This is a genomic window from Cecembia rubra (assembly GCF_003014575.1).
Lineage (GTDB): Bacteria > Bacteroidota > Bacteroidia > Cytophagales > Cyclobacteriaceae > Cecembia_A > Cecembia_A rubra.
In genome coordinates this window covers 133,036-149,267 of the sequence record NZ_PYGF01000004.1, presented here as the reverse complement: position 1 = coordinate 149,267, position 16,232 = coordinate 133,036, and the positions used below count along the sequence as shown (strand labels likewise).

Genomic DNA, 16,232 nt, shown 5'->3' with positions numbered 1-16,232 from the left:
ATACATACAACAGCTAACTCAATCAACCAATTACTAATGAACTAATAAACAATCACTAGTAAACTTAATTAACCATTAACTTATAACTAATACTACTATGGAATTTATCAGACAAATTGAAAGGCTACAGTTAATGAACAAACTTATAAGGGAACAAAGGACAGGAAGTCCTGAAGATCTTGCAGAAAGGCTAGGGGTGAGCAGAAGACAATTGTATGTGTATTTGGAGTACCTTAAGGATATGGGGGTAGAAATTCAATTTTCCAGACGATTAAACAGCTTTGTATTTGCTTGTGAAAAGCAGGTATACATTGATTGGAGATTTGAAAATTTTGAACCTGCTGAAATGAGGAAGGCAATGGGAGGGGCTAGGCTTTTGACGGCTATTCCTGTTTTGTTTTTTTCAAAATGCTGATGTTAGATGGGTTTTTACAATGTATCGAATTTTAACTATTATGTATATCCGCAATTAGACCAGTAACCAATTTAAATTGGGTCTTAAATCAACCTGATATTAATAGATATTGGATCCGCCTCGGCGGACTAGTTATTTATTGATATTGGTTTGAATTTTTAGGTTTATTCTATTGTGATTATTCTACTGGCATGAAAGCGGGCAATCATATTAACTATTTTGCTAATACTTAAATTTTAAAACATGAAGACACTTGAAAAACTTTTATCCTTCTTAAAAGCACCTTACCGTGCGAAATCATATACTAATCTGAAGGCCATTGATTTGTTTTATCTTTTAGGCATAAAGGGCCTTCTATAAAAATGAAAAACGAAATTATTTTATACCATCCCAATGAAGTTGCCGAGCATATAGAAGTAAGAATTGATGAAGATAAGGAAACACTTTGGCTAACCCAAGATCAGATTGCTCAACTGTTTGGAAGGGATAGAAGCGTTATCACCAAACACCTAAAAAATATTTTTAAAGAAGAGGAATTGGATGAAAAAGTGGTCAGTGCATTTTTTGCACAAACCACTCAACATGGCGCTATAAAGGGGAAAACGCAGACAAAAAAGGTGAAGTTTTATAATCTTGACGCTATTTTATCTGTTGGCTATCGTGTCAATTCCAAGCAGGGTACCCAGTTCCGAATTTGGGCGACCCGTGTTTTAAATGATTATCTCCTAAAAGGTTATGCCATCAATAACCGGATGAATCGATTAGAGGATAATTTTGAAAACTTGAAAAGCAAGGTTGATCAAATTGAACTTCAAATAAATACCCACCTTATCCCCGCCCAAGGGGTCTTCTTTGACGGACAAATTTTTGATGCCTACGAATTAGCATCCCGAATTATCCGATCAGCAAAGGAAAGCATTGTGCTTATAGATAATTATATAGACGAAACCACCCTGACTCATGTAGCCAAAAAAGGCAGTAAGGTAAAAGCCCTTTTACTTACGAAAACAATTAGTAAACAATTGGAACTGGATTTACGAAAAGCCAACCAGCAATATGGCAATTTTACGGCAAAGGGATTTAACCAAAGCCATGACCGTTTTTTGATCATTGATGAAAAAGATGTGTACCACTTGGGAGCTTCGTTAAAGGACTTAGGTAAAAGGTGGTTCGCGTTTTCTAAATTGGAGAAAACATCGGTACAGAATATTATGGACTCTATTTTAGAATTTATATGAGTTTCGATAAATTCACCTACCACAAAGGCGATGTCCTAAGCCTGTAGAAGGGTTGGAAGATGAAGAAATTTTGGGAGACGTGTCGAACCTAACCAGACTGTTTATAGAATTTCATGAACACCTTTATAGTCAGAAAGTAGCATAAATACAGAGCCTTTGGGATATGTTTTAATTATTTCGAATTTTAACTATTTTGCTAATACTTAAATTTTAAAACATGAGGACACTTGAAAATCTTTTAACCTTCTTAAAAGCACCTTATCGTGCTGAATCTTACAGCAACCTTAAGGTGGGGGATTTGCTTTACCTATTAGTGATCACACTGATTGTGGTGATACCCTATGCTTTTATTTTAGAATGGGCGGGAATGGATCAGTTTGATCATAAATTGATGGAGATTTTGGAAAAGAATAAATGGTTGGTTGCGGTGCTTGCCATATTTTTTGCTCCAATTCTGGAAGAGCCGGTGTACAGGTTACATTTGGATCTGAAAAAATCTTCTATTCTCTGGAGTTTGGGTTTATCGCTTTTGTTGATAAACAGTGTATGGTACCCATTGGCCCTATTTTGGATTTACTTGATTTACCTTTATGTGAAAGTCAATCAAGGACAGACGCCTAATCTTAAGTTTGTGGTGTACTTTTCATCGGCAATGTTTGCCTTGGTCCATATGGCCAATTTCACTGATTTTGATTATGGGAAGTATTTTTACTGGGTGCCTTTGTTGGTGGCCGCACAGTTTGTCATAGGTTTGGTTTTAAGCTACATCCGGTTGAATCATGGTATGAAATGGGCGATTATTTTTCATGCGGTTTACAATGCGGTATTGATTATTCCTGCCATCTATTTCTATGAGCCCGAAAAATATCTGTAATTTTTTTCAGCGTGCTGTTTTTATGCACGGAGCGAGGGTAATTTAGGACTATGATCAGTTGACGGGAAGTATGCTAGCTAAGAATCCGGCAGGCTGAGATTGGGAAAACCCAACGCCCGGTAAAGGTTGGGGAAAAAATGAAAATTGTTTAAATTATGGAAAAGTTTGAAGAATTGAGTTTTGAGGAATTGAAAGAAATGAATGGAGGAGGCCTTGTTTTCTGGCTTGTCTGCGCTGTTGTTACTCATGTAATAACAGAAATTGTATTTAACCCAAAAGAACATTTGGAGGCTTTTAAAGAAGGATATAATTCAACTGCCGAAAGACCACTATAACTATATTTATTATGAAAAATTTAAGAATACTTTCAAATAAAGAGCTGGTTCAAATAAATGGAGGAAGTGAATTTTCCATTTGGTTGGTAAATACGGTGGGATCTTATTTAGGCTCTTTCTCTAAACAAGGATTGGGTTCCGAACCTTGGAAAGCTATGGAAGAAAGGTATGGTACAAATTATATGCTATGGCCTTAACTTAAACTAAAAAGGATCAAATTGAAAAACTTTTATTTGATCCTTTTTAGTTTTATTCCTTACTACTAAAATTTATTTTAATAATATTTCTAATTTTTAATAATTATTCGAAAATTAAAGGGATAATACAAACAGAAAAGATCATGAAAAGAAAATATTCGTTTTTAATTGTATTATTTTTGATTTTTGTGGGGTACTTGTCTTCATATTTTTATGTGACTTTTATCCAGGATGATACATATACTGTCGGAATATATCAATTGTTTTATTACTTTTTTTGGGTTCCAATTTTTTATTTTTTGATGCTTTTTTTCTTAAAAAAAACTGTATTTGGACCATTTAAAGATGTTTTGATTTATTTTTTTTTAGGGCTGTTATTTATCACTTATAATTACATAAAAAATGAAACCCCTTTTTTAAATGATGTTCTTTTTTTGATATTAGGTACATTCTTTTTGATTGGAATTGTTGCGATAGTTTCAAAGATATGGTCTAAAAATCGTGTGTGAGTATAAGGAGTTTCTGATATTCAAAAATTAAACAAAATTTCGCTGTTTGGGATTTCGAATGAAAGCCAGAGTCCTTTGCAGAAAGCTTACGATAAATTTTGGGCCTTCAAATTTCTTCAATAAACGTGTCCATCCGATACCCTCTGTCTTACTAGATAGGGTATTACTTAATAAAATTGCCTTATGAAAATGATTACCAATGTTTCAGTGCTTCGATCTGATTTGCAGGCTATGGATATCTAGGGAAGTAGTGCCAGCGTTGAATTTAAAAAGATAATCATGTCTTTTTACAGGGTCCCATTTGGCAACCAAAATTTCTGCGAATCTGTACTCCTCCATGGCAAGCTACAAAAAGGTCTTTATCAACTTATGCCATCCAAATGGGAAGAATACCGATCTAAATAAAAATCCATCGCATACAAGATGGATTTGGCCGGATGGATGATGAAAAAGAAAGCCATTTTGTTTTTCATCCTAGTTGTTTCGTTGATTATTTCAATAGCGATATTCAAGGATTGGGGAAATTTTAAAAGAGGGTTAAAGGTGAGCCATTGATCGAAAAAAAGGACTCAGTAATTAGTGCTGATTTAATTGATTCGTAGGAATTACTTGCTTTTAAATAGAATGAAAAAGGCTGAGAATTAATGAAGTAAATTCAACTGTCTTGATATTATTCAAATTTTAAAAATTATAAAAAGTCTTTTATTTTTCGCACAATCAGGAGCATTTAAAGAAGAAGATAAGGAATTAGGGCCAGCCTTTTTTGCCAGGCTTTATTTTTTGAAATTTGGGGTATTTATTTTATATTTTTTGACAGTGGCATTCCTTTATGGCTTTGAGATTTTTCAGGCTATGGAAAGCAAGGCCAGCGATAGTATTTTTCTGACATTTTTAAATTTTGTGATAATGGCTCCTGTTTTAGAGGAATTGATTTTCAGAAATCATTTAAAACTGAAACCGGTTAATCTGATCCTGTCTGTTTTAATTATGTTGTTTGTGTATTGGGGAGATGGTTTTACCTTTGTCATGTTGGGGTATTTTGCACTTGTTTGGTTAGTGAAAAACAATAAGGGTCCAAAATTCAAACTTATCTTGATCTATCTTTCCAGCATTCTGTTTGGTTTTGGTCATTACTATCAAATCATAGATTGGTCAAACATGGAAACCCTCTCTATGTTTTTTTTAAGGTCCTTTCCCCATGTTTTTGCTGGATTAATTTACGCCTATCTGTATTTCCGAAGTTGAGGGATCTTGGCAGCTATTTTTTTCCATGCCTTATGGAATTTAGTGCCATTTTTTAAGGTATGGATGGATATGGTTTTTTAGTCTTTTTGTATTTTAAAGGTCTGGCAAAGTGAATACTATTTCTAAAATTTGAGACCTTAAGAAATATGATCGAATTGATTTTTGGCCTCAGTATTTTGGTGGGCTTAGTTTTTAGTATCCATGGGATTTCGGTGCTTGTTGCCAATAGGAACAACCTTATGGGGTCTGTTGGCTTGCTTATCGACAAAAATCACCTGAAGGTCATTGCGGCCTTTTTGATCCTTGTTTTTGTTCTTTTTACAGGATTGACCTTGTTGAATGTCAAATCGAATCTGATTTCAATTGAAAGGGCTTTTGATCTCAGCGCTTTGCTGAAAACTGTTTCATCTAAATTGTCAGCGGTAATATTTGAGGAATTTGTTTTCAGGGTTTTTATTTTTTCCAGTCTATTGTATTTTACTAATAAACAAACAGCTGCTTTAGTACTGACTGCATTGTTGTTCTCCATTGCCCATTTTCCTAAAAATACATTAGAAGTAATCAGCTACTTTCTTGGAGGGATCATGTATGGCTATGCTTTTTTGAAATTCCAGACGGTATGGGTACCCATAGCCATCCATTTTTTCTGGAACTTCATCCAAGGACCTGTATTGGGATTCCCCGTTTCCGGAATGGAACAGGAGGGGCTACTTAAGCTTGAGATTGTTCCCGATATGTTTTTTAATGGAGGTGATCAAGGTCCGGAAGGAAGTGTTTTGGGGATTTTACTACGCTTGGTGATTATTTTGATGATCTATTTAATTCCGAAGGGTTCTGAAAATCATGGGTTTTTAAAGTTTAAAGAATATATTCCGTAATAAAAAACTTGGTGAACAAACTTGTTGTATGATGAAAAAGAAAACCATTTTGTTTTTAATACTTATTGTTTCCTTAATTATTTCAATAGCGATATTCAAGGATTGGGGAAATTTTAAAAGAGGGTTAAAGGTGAGCCACTGATCGAAAAAAAGGATTTAGGAAATAGTGCTGATTTAATTGATTCGTAGGAATTACTTGCTTTTTAATAGAATGAAAAAGTCTGATGGGTTTTGTAGTCAAGTTGCATCCAGACTTTTTATATATTCTTTAGCTGTCAAAATAGGTATTTCAGCTTTTTGGAAATCTCTTTTGTTCCTTGTAATAATAATTCCAATGTGATTTTGTAGGGCAGTGTGGTATTGTATGGCATCTTCATAGTCATTAAACTTTCTCTTTTTGAGCTGATCAAGGACCTTGTTGGTGTCCAAAAAATAAACTTATCTATCAATCATATTTTTTGCGGAGGTATGCTTCATACTCACTTTTTACTTCAGCATCAGTTTTACTTGGAATTACTCCAGTTATGCTTTCAACTAAGGGGTTAACTATGATTTCTTTCAAATCCTCCTCCGAAATAATCTTATTTTCATTAGAATCTTTCAGACCTCTTTCAACTTTCTGAATAAGTATTAATTTTTCCAGGAGTTCATCTAATGAAAACTCTTCAGGAAGTTTTTCAAGTATCCTCTTTACCTGTGATTTTGTCAACATGAACCTAGTTTTTACACAATTTAACTGATTTTCAAAACCTCAACAAATCCTCATCCACCATCTCAGGTAAGGTCACCTTCAATCCGGGAGTTCTTTCCATTTCCCTTTTGATCGCAAACAAAGCCTCCTCATTTCTGGCCCAGGCCCTGCGGGAAATACCGTTATTGACATCATAGAACAACATGGATTGTAATCTTCTATTGGCTTCTTCGGTACCATCGAGCAGCATGCCAAATCCCCCATTAATTACTTCTCCCCAGCCTACGCCACCTCCATTGTGGATGGAAACCCAAGTGGCCCCACGGAAACTGTCTCCGATCACATTGTGAATGGCCATATCAGCAGTAAACTTGCTTCCATCGTAGATATTGCTGGTTTCCCGGAAAGGGGAGTCGGTTCCGCTGACATCGTGATGGTCCCTGCCCAAAACAACCGGTGCGGAGAGCTCTCCTGACGCAACAGCCTTGTTGAAGGTTTCTGCGATTTTGATCCTACCTTCCGCATCGGCGTAGAGGATTCGGGCCTGCGAACCCACCACCAGCCTATTTTTACCAGCTTCCTCTATCCATTTGATATTGTCCTGCATCTGTTGTTGGATTTCTTTTGGAGCAGATGCTTTGATTTCCTTCATGACTTCCATAGCGATGCGGTCTGTTTTCTCTAAGTCTTCTGGTTTACCAGAAGTACAGACCCATCTGAAAGGTCCGAAGCCATAGTCAAAACACATAGGGCCTAAAATATCCTGTACGTAGGATGGATATCGGAAATCAATACCATTTTCAGCCATCACTTCAGCCCCAGCACGGGAGGCTTCCAAGAGGAAAGCATTACCATAATCAAAAAAGTAGGTACCTTTGGCCACATGTTTATTTACAGCTGCAGCGTGTCGTCGGAGTGAATCTTGAACTTTTGATTTAAAAATATCTGGGTCATTGGCCATCATGGTATTGGCTTCCTCGAAACTCAAATCTACAGGATAATACCCGCCTGCCCAGGGATTGTGCAGGGAAGTCTGATCAGAACCTAGTTCAACTGTGATATTTTCCTCATCAAACTTCTCCCATACATCCACTATATTGCCCAGATAGGCGATGGAGATTACCTCCTGTTTTTCCTGAGCTTTTCTGACCCGAACGGTCAACTCATCCAAATCTTCCACCAATTCATCAACCCAGCCTTGCTCGTGTCTTTTGTAAGCGGCCTTTGGGTTGACTTCGGCACAGACGGTGATGCAGCCTGCGATATTTCCGGCTTTTGGTTGAGCGCCTGACATGCCTCCCAAACCTGCGGTCAGGAAAACCTTTCCTTTAGGGTTGATGGCTGCTCCCAATTTTTTTCTAAAAGCATTCATTACGGTGATGGTCGTGCCATGTACGATCCCCTGAGGTCCAATGTACATATACGAACCTGCGGTCATCTGCCCATATTGGGTGACACCGAGTGCATTGTATTTCTCCCAATCATCCGGTTTGGAGTAGTTGGGGATCATCATGCCATTGGTGACCACAACTCGGGGCGCATCCTTGGAGGAAGGGAAAAGACCCATGGGATGACCGGAATACATGTGGAGGGTTTGTTCGTCCGTCATTTCGGATAAGTATTGCATGGTAAGCAGGTACTGGGCCCAGTTTTGGAACACAGCTCCGTTTCCACCGTAGGTAATCAGTTCCTGCGGATGTTGTGCCACTGCTGGGTCCAGGTTGTTTTGGATCATCAACATAATAGCAGCTGCCTGTTGGCTTTTGGAGGGGTATTCGGAAATCGGTCTGGCATACATGGGATAATCAGGCATAAACCGGTACATGTAGATTCTGCCGTATTCCTGTAATTCTTCAAAAAACTCCTTCGCCAATTCCACATGCCAAGCCTTCGGAAAATACCGTAGCGCATTCCTAACTGCCAACTTTTTTTCCTCCACATTCAAAATATCTTTGCGCTTGGGCGCATGTGAAAAATCAGGGTTAGGCTGTTTTTTTGAAGGTAGGGTGGAGGGGATGCCTTGGGTTATTTGGTCTTGGAAGGTCATGTTTGATTTTTTTTGTTTTGGATTCTAAAATGCTGAATTAAGAATTAATGAATGCTACTGAATTGGGCTTCACCTTGTCATTTCGAACGTAGAGAGAAATCTTTTCCGATTTGGACTTTTAGACATCTCCTGCCGTCGAAGTGACAAGGCTAACTGCTGGCTATAGCTAACCTTGATTTGATGGATAACTATTGGTACTGGCCTCTCCTTTGTCATTTCGAACGTAGAGAGAAATCTTTTCCGTTTTGGGGTTTAAAAGACCTCTCCTACGTCGAGGTGGCAAGGAGAAGCTATTACCACTTTATTTCGTCGAAGGAATGGCTTGGTCTTGGCGAATTTCTACTTATTCCCGAATAGTTTCACTTTCGGGATCTTCGCTTTACTTCGATTTCAAATGTATTTCTAATATATTTCGCGGAGCATATTTCCACCATATTTCAATTAAACCTCAACCCCCTTCTTATAAATTTTAAACGGCTTCAACCTCCCCTGCATATACGTAATTTCCCGATAATCGGCTGTGGTGAAAAGAATGATATCGGCCAACATGCCAGGATTCAATTGTCCCCGGTCATGGAGATTCAGGGCGGCTGCGGCTCTTGTGGTGATGCCTGCCAAGACTTCTGCATTGCTGAGTTTCTCGAATGCTCCCAATATGGATGCCTGCATCAATAGATCACCCATTGGTGCCGAGCCGGGATTCCAGTCAGAGGCGATGGCCAGGGAAGCACCTGCATCGAGTAGTTTTCGAGCGGGAGTGTAGGCTACGCCCAAACCCATGGATGCACCGGGCAAGGCCACAGCTATAGTGTCGGACTCTGCTAACAATTCAATTTCCTTTTCCGTACTGGCTTCTAGGTGGTCTGCTGAGATGGCTCCGAAGTCTACAGCTACCTGCGAACCACCAGTATGAAACTGGTCTGCATGGACTGTGATGTCGAAGCCCATTTCTTTTGCTTTTTGGAAGTAGGATTGTATATCTTCTGGTGTGAAAGCCGTATCCTCAATAAAAGCATCGATGCGATTGGCTAAACCTTCCGCCTTTAAAACAGGAAAAACTTCATCACTTATGCTTTTCAAATAGTCCCTTTGTGTTCCCTGAAAGTTTTTGGGGGGGATATGCGCTGCCAGACATGTTGGGATAAGGTCTGCATAGGTGCTCTCATTGGCTTCATGGATGGCTCGGAGCATTTTGAGTTCTTCGGCTACGGAGAGCCCATAACCGCTTTTGACTTCAATGGTGGTGATACCATCTTTGAGGTTCCTGTTGGCTCGCTGAACAGTCAATTGAACCAGTTTCTCCTGATTGGCTTTTCGGGTTTGGGTGACGGTATCCCAGATGCCTCCGCCTGCTTTGGCGATTTCCAGATAAGACTTTCCGGCATTCCGCATGGCATAGTCTTGGGCACGGCTACCGCCGAAACAGATATGCGTATGGCAATCAATCAGGCCGGGTAATGCCACAAAGTCTCCTTTTAAACTGACCATTTCTGCCCCTATAGACTGTGCTTCGGGATATAGGTCCCAGTAGTTGCCGATCTGATGGATTTTATCATTTTTGATCAGGATACCTGCTTCAGAAATAACCTCCAGCTGTTCATCTTTCAATGCACCTTTTAAGGGGAGGTTTGACATGGTGACCACTTGGCGGATAGGGCCGATAAGGGTATGTTTGATGGTTTGCATATTTATATTTTAATTTGCCACAAAGGTTTGGTTTTTGGCTCGCAAAGCCGCAAAGGCTGGCGCAAGGCAGGGTATGTGATTTGCTCAACTCGCTTCTTGTCTCTCTTTTCTCATTTGCCACGAAGGCACAAAGACACAAAGCTTTGGTTTTTGCCTCGCAAAGCAGCAAAGTTGCAAAGGTTTTTATTGGGTAACGAAAACAGTCTTGTCTCTTGCCTCTTGGTTCTTGTTTCTCGTCTTTCGCATCTTACTTCAATGTAATATTTCCTTTGTGTCTTAGCGCCCCTGTCTGACGACAGGCAGGTTTGTGGCTCTATTACAAAGTTACCCAAATCCCTTCATAATCTTCCATACCAATTTATTCAATAATTGATAACCTGGAGTAATTTTTAAAAATCAGTGATGGAATGCAAATGGTTATTTTGATTTGGAATTTTACGCTATCGGATAATTGGGATGGATGTCGGGATTGGACTTTTTTTATTTATTTGATCAAGTTTTAGTCCAGCCTGCTTTGGATGAACTTATTTTTCAATAAAATTCTGGTTTAACCGAATTGCACTCCAACTTTTTTTAAAAAACTATAAAAAAGTTCAATCTATCGAAAAAATGGTTTTTACTTATATTTTAGTTTGAATTCAGGGAGGGGGTAAACTAATTTTTAAAAGATTGTTTTGAAATTGACTATTTGATTAGTACAATTTAGGGCAAGTAAATAGTTATTAGGGGGTAGTGATTTTGGATCAAAACAATTATTTTCTTAGTTTAGATTATACATTTTAATTATTAATTCACTTAAAAACACATTATTATGAAACATTTAAAAACATTTCTATTAATGACTGCTTTTTGTTTTTCCTTTTCAATCGGATCTTCCTTTGGTCATGGAGAAAATGGTGACGCAGTTGATGGCTTCAAAATGGAATCCGAAACTTGTTCTGACGGGAGTGAATGGAAGGTTTGTAGACCTGACCCTAATGAAACGTGCTCTGTGTCAGATCAAACTGTATGCTAGAAGTTATATTTTAATGAGGGAAGGGGCATCCCTTTCTTTTTAAATCATTGATAATCCCCAAATATGGATAGAGTTCTTTTTTTGCTCTTTTTTTCAATCTTTTCTTTTCAAGGATGTAAAGGGAAACTACCGAATAATGAAACCCAAAAAATAAAAATAGATCTTTCGAAATCAGAAGTTAGGCCCATTTCCGACATTGTTCATAATATCAACTACATCCTTTTGGACCCTCCTGATGAAACTCCTTTAGTTAGGCCTTATAAAATAGTTTTCCATAATGATGAAATTTACGTTGAAGATCGGTCCCTTAGTAATCTAATGATCTTTGATAGATCAGGGAAATTAATCAAATCGATTTTTTCCACAGGGAAAGGCCCATTTGAGTTTTACCTGCTTGAGGATTTCTCTTTCAATAATGACAAATTATATATCAAGGATAGGATACTTGGTAAAATTTTAACGTATGATTTGAAAGGTAATTTCATTGAGGAAATAAGGCAATATGTTGATGGTCCTAAATTTTTTAGAGGAGAAACCTTTATACTTGAGTATATGAACAATAAAACGAGTTGGGGAAACTATAACTTTATACGTACAGAAAACTCTGATATTCAAGGTTTTGTTGATATTAAGAAAGGGTTCGAAGATCTTAGATCTGGGGACAGAACTGGTTTTGTCAAGAATATAACTAATAATCAAATTTTTTATAATATTCCATTTTCATATAATATAGCTATTTTTGACAGTCTTGGAATTTTTAATAAGATAATAGAATTTGACCTAGCGAAAGACAGGTTAGACGATGCGAAAAGGGTTGAGTTTTTCAATAATCATCAGAAAAGGCTTTCTTATGTTTCAGAAAATGAAATAGTTGAGAATATAGGATTAATTGCTCCTTTTATGGATTCTTATTTGGTTACTTTCAAACAAGGGGGAAAAGATAATCATTTTTTTATTTTAAATGACTCATCATCAATAATTTATCAAGCAAAAAATTTCATTAATGATTTAGATGGCTTACAACTGGATTATTATCCTTGGACTTATTCTGAAGTTGGCTTTGTTTGTTTGTTTTCATCTAGCCACTTGTATAATAGCTACATAAAAATTTTTCAAGGAAAAAGTGTAACACCCTTGCCTGGGAATATTCATGGTTTTTTCCAGGAAAATAAAGAAAAATTAAAAGGTGATTATCATGTCTTGGTGGAGTTCGAATTGAAATAAGAAAAATCTCTATTGGTTCAATACTTACTCCTTCCTGATAAAGGCAAGTTTGTCTGCCTACAATTGCAGATTTGAACTTTTTCCATCTATCAAACTCCCCCGATCCTACTGGTTCAAGACTTTATCTTGGACCACAATCCTACCAGTCTTCAGACTGTATAGATGCAGTCTGAAGACTGCTGTTAATTTAGTCCAAGTCTAAAGACTTGAACTAACTAAAACTAAAATCTATCAAAATCCCCCGACCATTGTGTCTCCAATTCCAATCCTTCTTTCTCAGCCACTTCTCTGGCTAAGATAAGCAATTTCCCGCTTCGGATCATCTCAATGGCAATTTCCATATCCTCGTACATGATCTGATCTTCGGTGACATGCTTGATTTTGGTACGGAAATGTTCGTAGAGGGCGGTCATGATCTTTCCTGATTTCAATGGTGCATGGAAATCCACCGCCTGGGCGGCACAGAAGAGTTCTACGCCTAGTATTTTTTCTACATTCTCTATTACCTGTAGGGCTTTTCTTGCCCCGATAGAACCCATACTCACATGGTCTTCCTGCCCCAGAGAAGTTGGGATGCTGTCGGCGGAAGAGGGAAAACAAAGTCCTTTGTTCTCACTGGCCAAAGCTGCAGTGGTGTATTGGGGAATCATGAAGCCGGAATTCAAGCCTGTTTCTTTCAAAAGGAGTTTGGGCACTCCGGGAGTATCTCCTTCCAAGGAGAGGTAAATCCTACGATCGGAGATATTGCCGATTTCGGATGCTGCCAAACAAGCATAATCCAATGGCATAGCAATGGGTTGACCATGGAAGTTGCCCCCGCTGATGGTATGGGTTTCATCAAAAACCACTGGATTGTCCGTCACGGAATTGATTTCGGTTTCCAGCATGTGCTTCAAATGCAACCAAGCATTGCGGGAAGCTCCGTGCACCTGAGGCATACATCGTAAGGAATAAGGATCCTGTACCCGTGCACAAGTAGCATGGGAATGTACGATCTCAGATTCGTACAAGAGGTTGAGGATGCTCTGGGCTACGTGCTGATTTCCTGCATAAGGGCGAAGTTGGTGAAGTTCAGATGAAAAAGGCTTGATAGAACCTAGCAAACCTTCTAGCATCATGGCTCCCGTGATGTCCGCATGGGCGAGGATATTGTAAAAGCGCTCTAGAACTTTCACTCCAAAGGCTGCAATAAACTGCGTACCATTGATCAGTCCAAGACCTTCTTTGGGGCCAAGGTGGATGGGGGATAGGTGATGCTCTTGGAGGACTTCTGCGGTGGGTAATATTTTTCCATTCACATGCACCTTTCCCAAACCTATCAACGGCAAAAACAAATGGGAGAGGGGAGCGAGGTCACCCGATGCACCCACTGAACCTTGTTTGGGTACTACTGGAATGATATCATTTTCAATATGCCAAAGTATCCTATCCAATGTTTGTTCTTGTATGCCCGAGAAGCCCTTTGCTAGCGCATGTAACTTCAGGATTAGCATCAGTTTGGAAATCTCCACAGGAATAGGTTCGCCTACACCCACTGCATGGCTTTTGAGCAGGTTTTCTTGGAGTTTACGGGTTTGATCGGGAGAGATCAGCGTGGTGCACAAAGGTCCAAAACCAGTATTGATGCCATAGACAGGTTGGCCCTTGGCTACGATTTTTTCGACCGCAGTAGCACTGGCTTTTACTTTTTCTCGTGTTTCAGAGCTGAGGATTCCTTTTATGTTCCCATTGGCGATGCCGAGGGCGATGGAGGCGGTGAGGTGTTGTTGGGCGTATTGGAAGGTTTTCATGGGGTTTCTTGTTTTCTCGCAAAGACGCAAAGGCGCTAAGTATTTTATTTAAAGAGCCTGCTTTTCAGTAGAGGGAGGCACGTTGACGCCATTGTTTTTTAGGGCGAATTAAGGTTTTTATGAGTTCTCGCAAAGACCCGAAGGTAAATTTTTGATCTCATTAAGCTGGTTGTCGGCGGACATTGGCGCTAAGACGCAGGTTAAAGATAGACAAAGAAGCAAAGAGATATTTATTGAGCCCAATGATTTAAACACATTAGGCTTTTTCAAAAGTATAGGTTTTTGATGATAATTATAAATACCAATTTATGATGTTTCTTATAACTTTTGGTTATTTAATTTATCCGATTAATTTAAATTAACCATGAGTGTTTCAGTTTTGAAAGTACTAAATTTAAGATACAGAGAGATTGAAATCTTCAGTTAAAATCAAATTAGGTATGAATAGGTAAACATTGAAAATGATGTCTGAAAATGAGCTTTCAAAAATTATTGTAAACACTTCTTTCGAGATTCATAAAACATTAGGTCCTGGTTTATTGGAGTCCATTTATGAGGATATTTTGAGTTATGAATTAAGGCAACAAGGATTAGTGGTCTCTAGACAACAATCATTACCTGTGTTTTGGAAGGGAAGAAAAATGGATCAGGGATTTAGGGCAGATTTGATAGTCGAAAATAAAGTGCTTATAGAAATTAAATCAGTTGAAGCCTTAACACCAGTTTTCTATAAACAAGTATTAACCTATTTAAAAATCACTGAAATGAAATTAGGTTTGCTAATCAATTTTAATGATCCCTTACTTAAAGGAGGAATCAGAAGAATCGTTAATGGATTATAGCAATTCTAAATTTTGATTCTTGATCCCAATATTCTATGAATAATGCCTAAATGAAATATCAATCTCTATAATTATTTATTTTTCAGAGTATTTTAACTTGCGCCTTAGCGCCTTTGCGAGAAAAACTTCCAGTCCTTCGCGTCTTTGCGAGAAGCCCATGACAATAGAACTCCGCCACCTCGAATACTTCCGTGCCGTTGCCGAAGAACTGAACTTTGGACGGGCAGCCGACAGATTATTTATCTCCCAGCCAGGTCTTAGCCGACAGATCAAGCAGATGGAGGAGATCCTTGAAGTTCAGTTGTTTGAGAGGACCAAAAGAAAAGTCCAGCTCACTCCTGCCGGGCATTTTCTCAAAGCAGAGGTGGATTATATCTTCAACCACCTCGAGCTCACCAAAACCCAACTCAAGGAAATCGCCGCAGGAAATATAGGGGAGTTGCGGATAGGCTTCCTGGGTTCGGCAGCACATACGGTGATTCCTGAACTTCTCGTCAAAATTTCCCAAACCTTTCCCGGCATTCAAACAACTTTGGAAGAACTCAGCAATGCCATACAGATTGAAATGTTGGAAAAAGACAAATTGGACTTGGGTTTTGTCCGACTGGCACGTGTTCCAGAAGCTCTAGAGATGAGATTGGTCCATCTGGATACTTTCTCGTTGGTATTGCCTAAGGACCATCCTTTGTCGGCGGATGACTTTAAGCATATTGGGCAATTGAAGGAGGAAAATTTTATCCTCTTTTCTCAGGATTATTCTTCCATTTACTACGATAAGATCATGTCTATCTGTGAGGATAGGGGATTTACTCCAAAGATCACCCATAAGTCTGTTCATGCCCTGACCATTTTCAAATTGGTAGAGGCTGGCTTGGGAGTGGCTATTGTGCCTACATCTTTGAAGCAGGGGTATGATTTGAAAGTGAAGTTTATTGAACTGGACAAAATCAAACAAAAAACGGAGCTGTATGCCGTTTGGAAAAAGGGAAATAGGAATGCTGCATTATCAAAGGTTCTTCGTTTGATTCAAAACTCTTGATAAATTTAGCTTTTCCGTATAATATAAGTGTCATAGAAATAAGATAGAAATAAGATAGAAATAGAGTTGAAATAAGGTGGAAATAGAGCGGAAATTTTTAATGAAATAGAATTGAATTTGTATGGGGTAACAGTTCAAATCGAAACGTCTTGAAGCTGACTTATAAGATAGAAAAGGGATAGAAGTATGAGCTTTTGCAGGGATATT

At 38.4% G+C, this 16,232-nt stretch carries 15 protein-coding genes; 11 read left to right on the top strand and 4 right to left on the bottom strand.

What is annotated here, in order from left to right; genetic code table 11:
• The first annotated feature begins 97 nt into the window (after window positions 1-97).
• The 8 genes from CLV48_RS09360 (at window position 98) to CLV48_RS09320 (ending at window position 5,691) form a co-directional block, all read left to right on the top strand.
• Window positions 98-415, top strand: coding sequence for an HTH domain-containing protein (locus CLV48_RS09360; protein ID WP_106567012.1), 318 nt, complete (start codon window positions 98-100; stop codon window positions 413-415).
• A gap of 362 nt (window positions 416-777) precedes the next feature.
• Window positions 778-1,653 carry a virulence RhuM family protein gene (locus tag CLV48_RS09350; protein ID WP_170069007.1) on the top strand — a complete coding sequence of 292 codons (876 nt, stop codon included), beginning with the start codon at window positions 778-780 and terminating at the stop codon, window positions 1,651-1,653.
• Between the two features lie 217 nt (window positions 1,654-1,870).
• Complete coding sequence (locus CLV48_RS09345; protein WP_106567010.1) at window positions 1,871-2,527, top strand: CPBP family glutamic-type intramembrane protease; 657 nt, start codon at window positions 1,871-1,873, stop codon at window positions 2,525-2,527.
• A 155-nt stretch (window positions 2,528-2,682) separates the two neighbouring features.
• Window positions 2,683-2,862, top strand: coding sequence for a bacteriocin class II family protein (locus tag CLV48_RS09340; RefSeq protein ID WP_106567009.1), 180 nt, complete (start codon window positions 2,683-2,685; stop codon window positions 2,860-2,862).
• An 11-nt stretch (window positions 2,863-2,873) separates the two neighbouring features.
• Window positions 2,874-3,059, top strand: coding sequence for a hypothetical protein (locus CLV48_RS09335; RefSeq protein WP_010610034.1), 186 nt, complete (start codon window positions 2,874-2,876; stop codon window positions 3,057-3,059).
• Window positions 3,060-3,202: 143 nt separating this feature from the next.
• Window positions 3,203-3,568: a hypothetical protein gene (locus CLV48_RS09330; RefSeq protein WP_010610035.1), complete on the top strand. Its 366-nt coding sequence runs from the start codon at window positions 3,203-3,205 to the stop codon at window positions 3,566-3,568.
• Window positions 3,569-4,474: 906 nt separating this feature from the next.
• On the top strand, window positions 4,475-4,813 hold the full coding sequence (locus CLV48_RS09325) for a CPBP family glutamic-type intramembrane protease (RefSeq protein ID WP_170069006.1): 339 nt from the start codon (window positions 4,475-4,477) through the stop codon (window positions 4,811-4,813).
• 146 nt (window positions 4,814-4,959) lie between these two features.
• Window positions 4,960-5,691 (top strand): CPBP family intramembrane glutamic endopeptidase, encoded by a 732-nt coding sequence (locus CLV48_RS09320; RefSeq protein ID WP_106567007.1) that lies wholly within the window; start codon window positions 4,960-4,962, stop codon window positions 5,689-5,691.
• Between the two features lie 445 nt (window positions 5,692-6,136).
• Here the strand turns inward: CLV48_RS09320 and CLV48_RS09310 are convergent, their stop codons facing one another.
• From CLV48_RS09310 to hutI, 3 genes are all read right to left on the bottom strand, one after another.
• Entirely contained in the window at window positions 6,137-6,403 is a 267-nt protein-coding gene (locus tag CLV48_RS09310; RefSeq protein WP_106567006.1) for a hypothetical protein, read from the bottom strand.
• 31 nt (window positions 6,404-6,434) lie between these two features.
• Window positions 6,435-8,429, bottom strand: coding sequence for a urocanate hydratase (locus CLV48_RS09305; protein ID WP_106567005.1), 1,995 nt, complete (start codon window positions 8,427-8,429; stop codon window positions 6,435-6,437).
• A 441-nt stretch (window positions 8,430-8,870) separates the two neighbouring features.
• Window positions 8,871-10,115, bottom strand: a complete 1,245-nt coding sequence (hutI, locus tag CLV48_RS09300) for an imidazolonepropionase (RefSeq protein WP_106567004.1) — start codon at window positions 10,113-10,115, stop codon at window positions 8,871-8,873.
• A gap of 1,078 nt (window positions 10,116-11,193) precedes the next feature.
• Here hutI and CLV48_RS09295 point away from each other — a divergent pair.
• Complete coding sequence (locus tag CLV48_RS09295) at window positions 11,194-12,354, top strand: 6-bladed beta-propeller (protein ID WP_106567003.1); 1,161 nt, start codon at window positions 11,194-11,196, stop codon at window positions 12,352-12,354.
• 221 nt (window positions 12,355-12,575) lie between these two features.
• Here the strand turns inward: CLV48_RS09295 and hutH are convergent, their stop codons facing one another.
• Window positions 12,576-14,144 carry a histidine ammonia-lyase gene (gene hutH / locus CLV48_RS09290; protein WP_106567002.1) on the bottom strand — a complete coding sequence of 523 codons (1,569 nt, stop codon included), beginning with the start codon at window positions 14,142-14,144 and terminating at the stop codon, window positions 12,576-12,578.
• A 464-nt stretch (window positions 14,145-14,608) separates the two neighbouring features.
• On the opposite strand from hutH, the gene CLV48_RS09285 reads away from it, so the two are divergent.
• Together CLV48_RS09285 and CLV48_RS09280 are read left to right on the top strand one after the other, a co-directional pair.
• Entirely contained in the window at window positions 14,609-14,986 is a 378-nt protein-coding gene (locus CLV48_RS09285) for a GxxExxY protein (RefSeq protein WP_010610044.1), read from the top strand.
• 157 nt (window positions 14,987-15,143) lie between these two features.
• Window positions 15,144-16,025, top strand: a complete 882-nt coding sequence (locus tag CLV48_RS09280) for a LysR family transcriptional regulator (RefSeq protein WP_106567001.1) — start codon at window positions 15,144-15,146, stop codon at window positions 16,023-16,025.
• Window positions 16,026-16,232: the final 207 nt, after the last annotated feature.

Bases quoted from the DNA above. Each gene is read 5' to 3' on its own strand.
- CLV48_RS09340 (WP_106567009.1), top strand. From the start codon at position 2,683: ATGGAAAAGTTTGAAGAATTGAGTTTTGAGGAATTGAAAGAAATGAAT.
- CLV48_RS09330 (WP_010610035.1), top strand. From the start codon at position 3,203: ATGAAAAGAAAATATTCGTTTTTAATTGTATTATTTTTGATTTTTGTG.
- CLV48_RS09325 (WP_170069006.1), top strand. From the start codon at position 4,475: ATGGCTCCTGTTTTAGAGGAATTGATTTTCAGAAATCATTTAAAACTG.
- CLV48_RS09310 (WP_106567006.1), bottom strand. From the start codon at position 6,403: ATGTTGACAAAATCACAGGTAAAGAGGATACTTGAAAAACTTCCTGAA.
- CLV48_RS09320 (WP_106567007.1), top strand. From the start codon at position 4,960: ATGATCGAATTGATTTTTGGCCTCAGTATTTTGGTGGGCTTAGTTTTT.
- CLV48_RS09345 (WP_106567010.1), top strand. From the start codon at position 1,871: ATGAGGACACTTGAAAATCTTTTAACCTTCTTAAAAGCACCTTATCGT.
- CLV48_RS09285 (WP_010610044.1), top strand. From the start codon at position 14,609: ATGTCTGAAAATGAGCTTTCAAAAATTATTGTAAACACTTCTTTCGAG.
- hutH (WP_106567002.1), bottom strand. From the start codon at position 14,144: ATGAAAACCTTCCAATACGCCCAACAACACCTCACCGCCTCCATCGCC.
- hutI (WP_106567004.1), bottom strand. From the start codon at position 10,115: ATGCAAACCATCAAACATACCCTTATCGGCCCTATCCGCCAAGTGGTC.
- CLV48_RS09360 (WP_106567012.1), top strand. From the start codon at position 98: ATGGAATTTATCAGACAAATTGAAAGGCTACAGTTAATGAACAAACTT.
- CLV48_RS09305 (WP_106567005.1), bottom strand. From the start codon at position 8,429: ATGACCTTCCAAGACCAAATAACCCAAGGCATCCCCTCCACCCTACCT.
- CLV48_RS09335 (WP_010610034.1), top strand. From the start codon at position 2,874: ATGAAAAATTTAAGAATACTTTCAAATAAAGAGCTGGTTCAAATAAAT.
- CLV48_RS09295 (WP_106567003.1), top strand. From the start codon at position 11,194: ATGGATAGAGTTCTTTTTTTGCTCTTTTTTTCAATCTTTTCTTTTCAA.
- CLV48_RS09280 (WP_106567001.1), top strand. From the start codon at position 15,144: ATGACAATAGAACTCCGCCACCTCGAATACTTCCGTGCCGTTGCCGAA.
- CLV48_RS09350 (WP_170069007.1), top strand. From the start codon at position 778: ATGAAAAACGAAATTATTTTATACCATCCCAATGAAGTTGCCGAGCAT.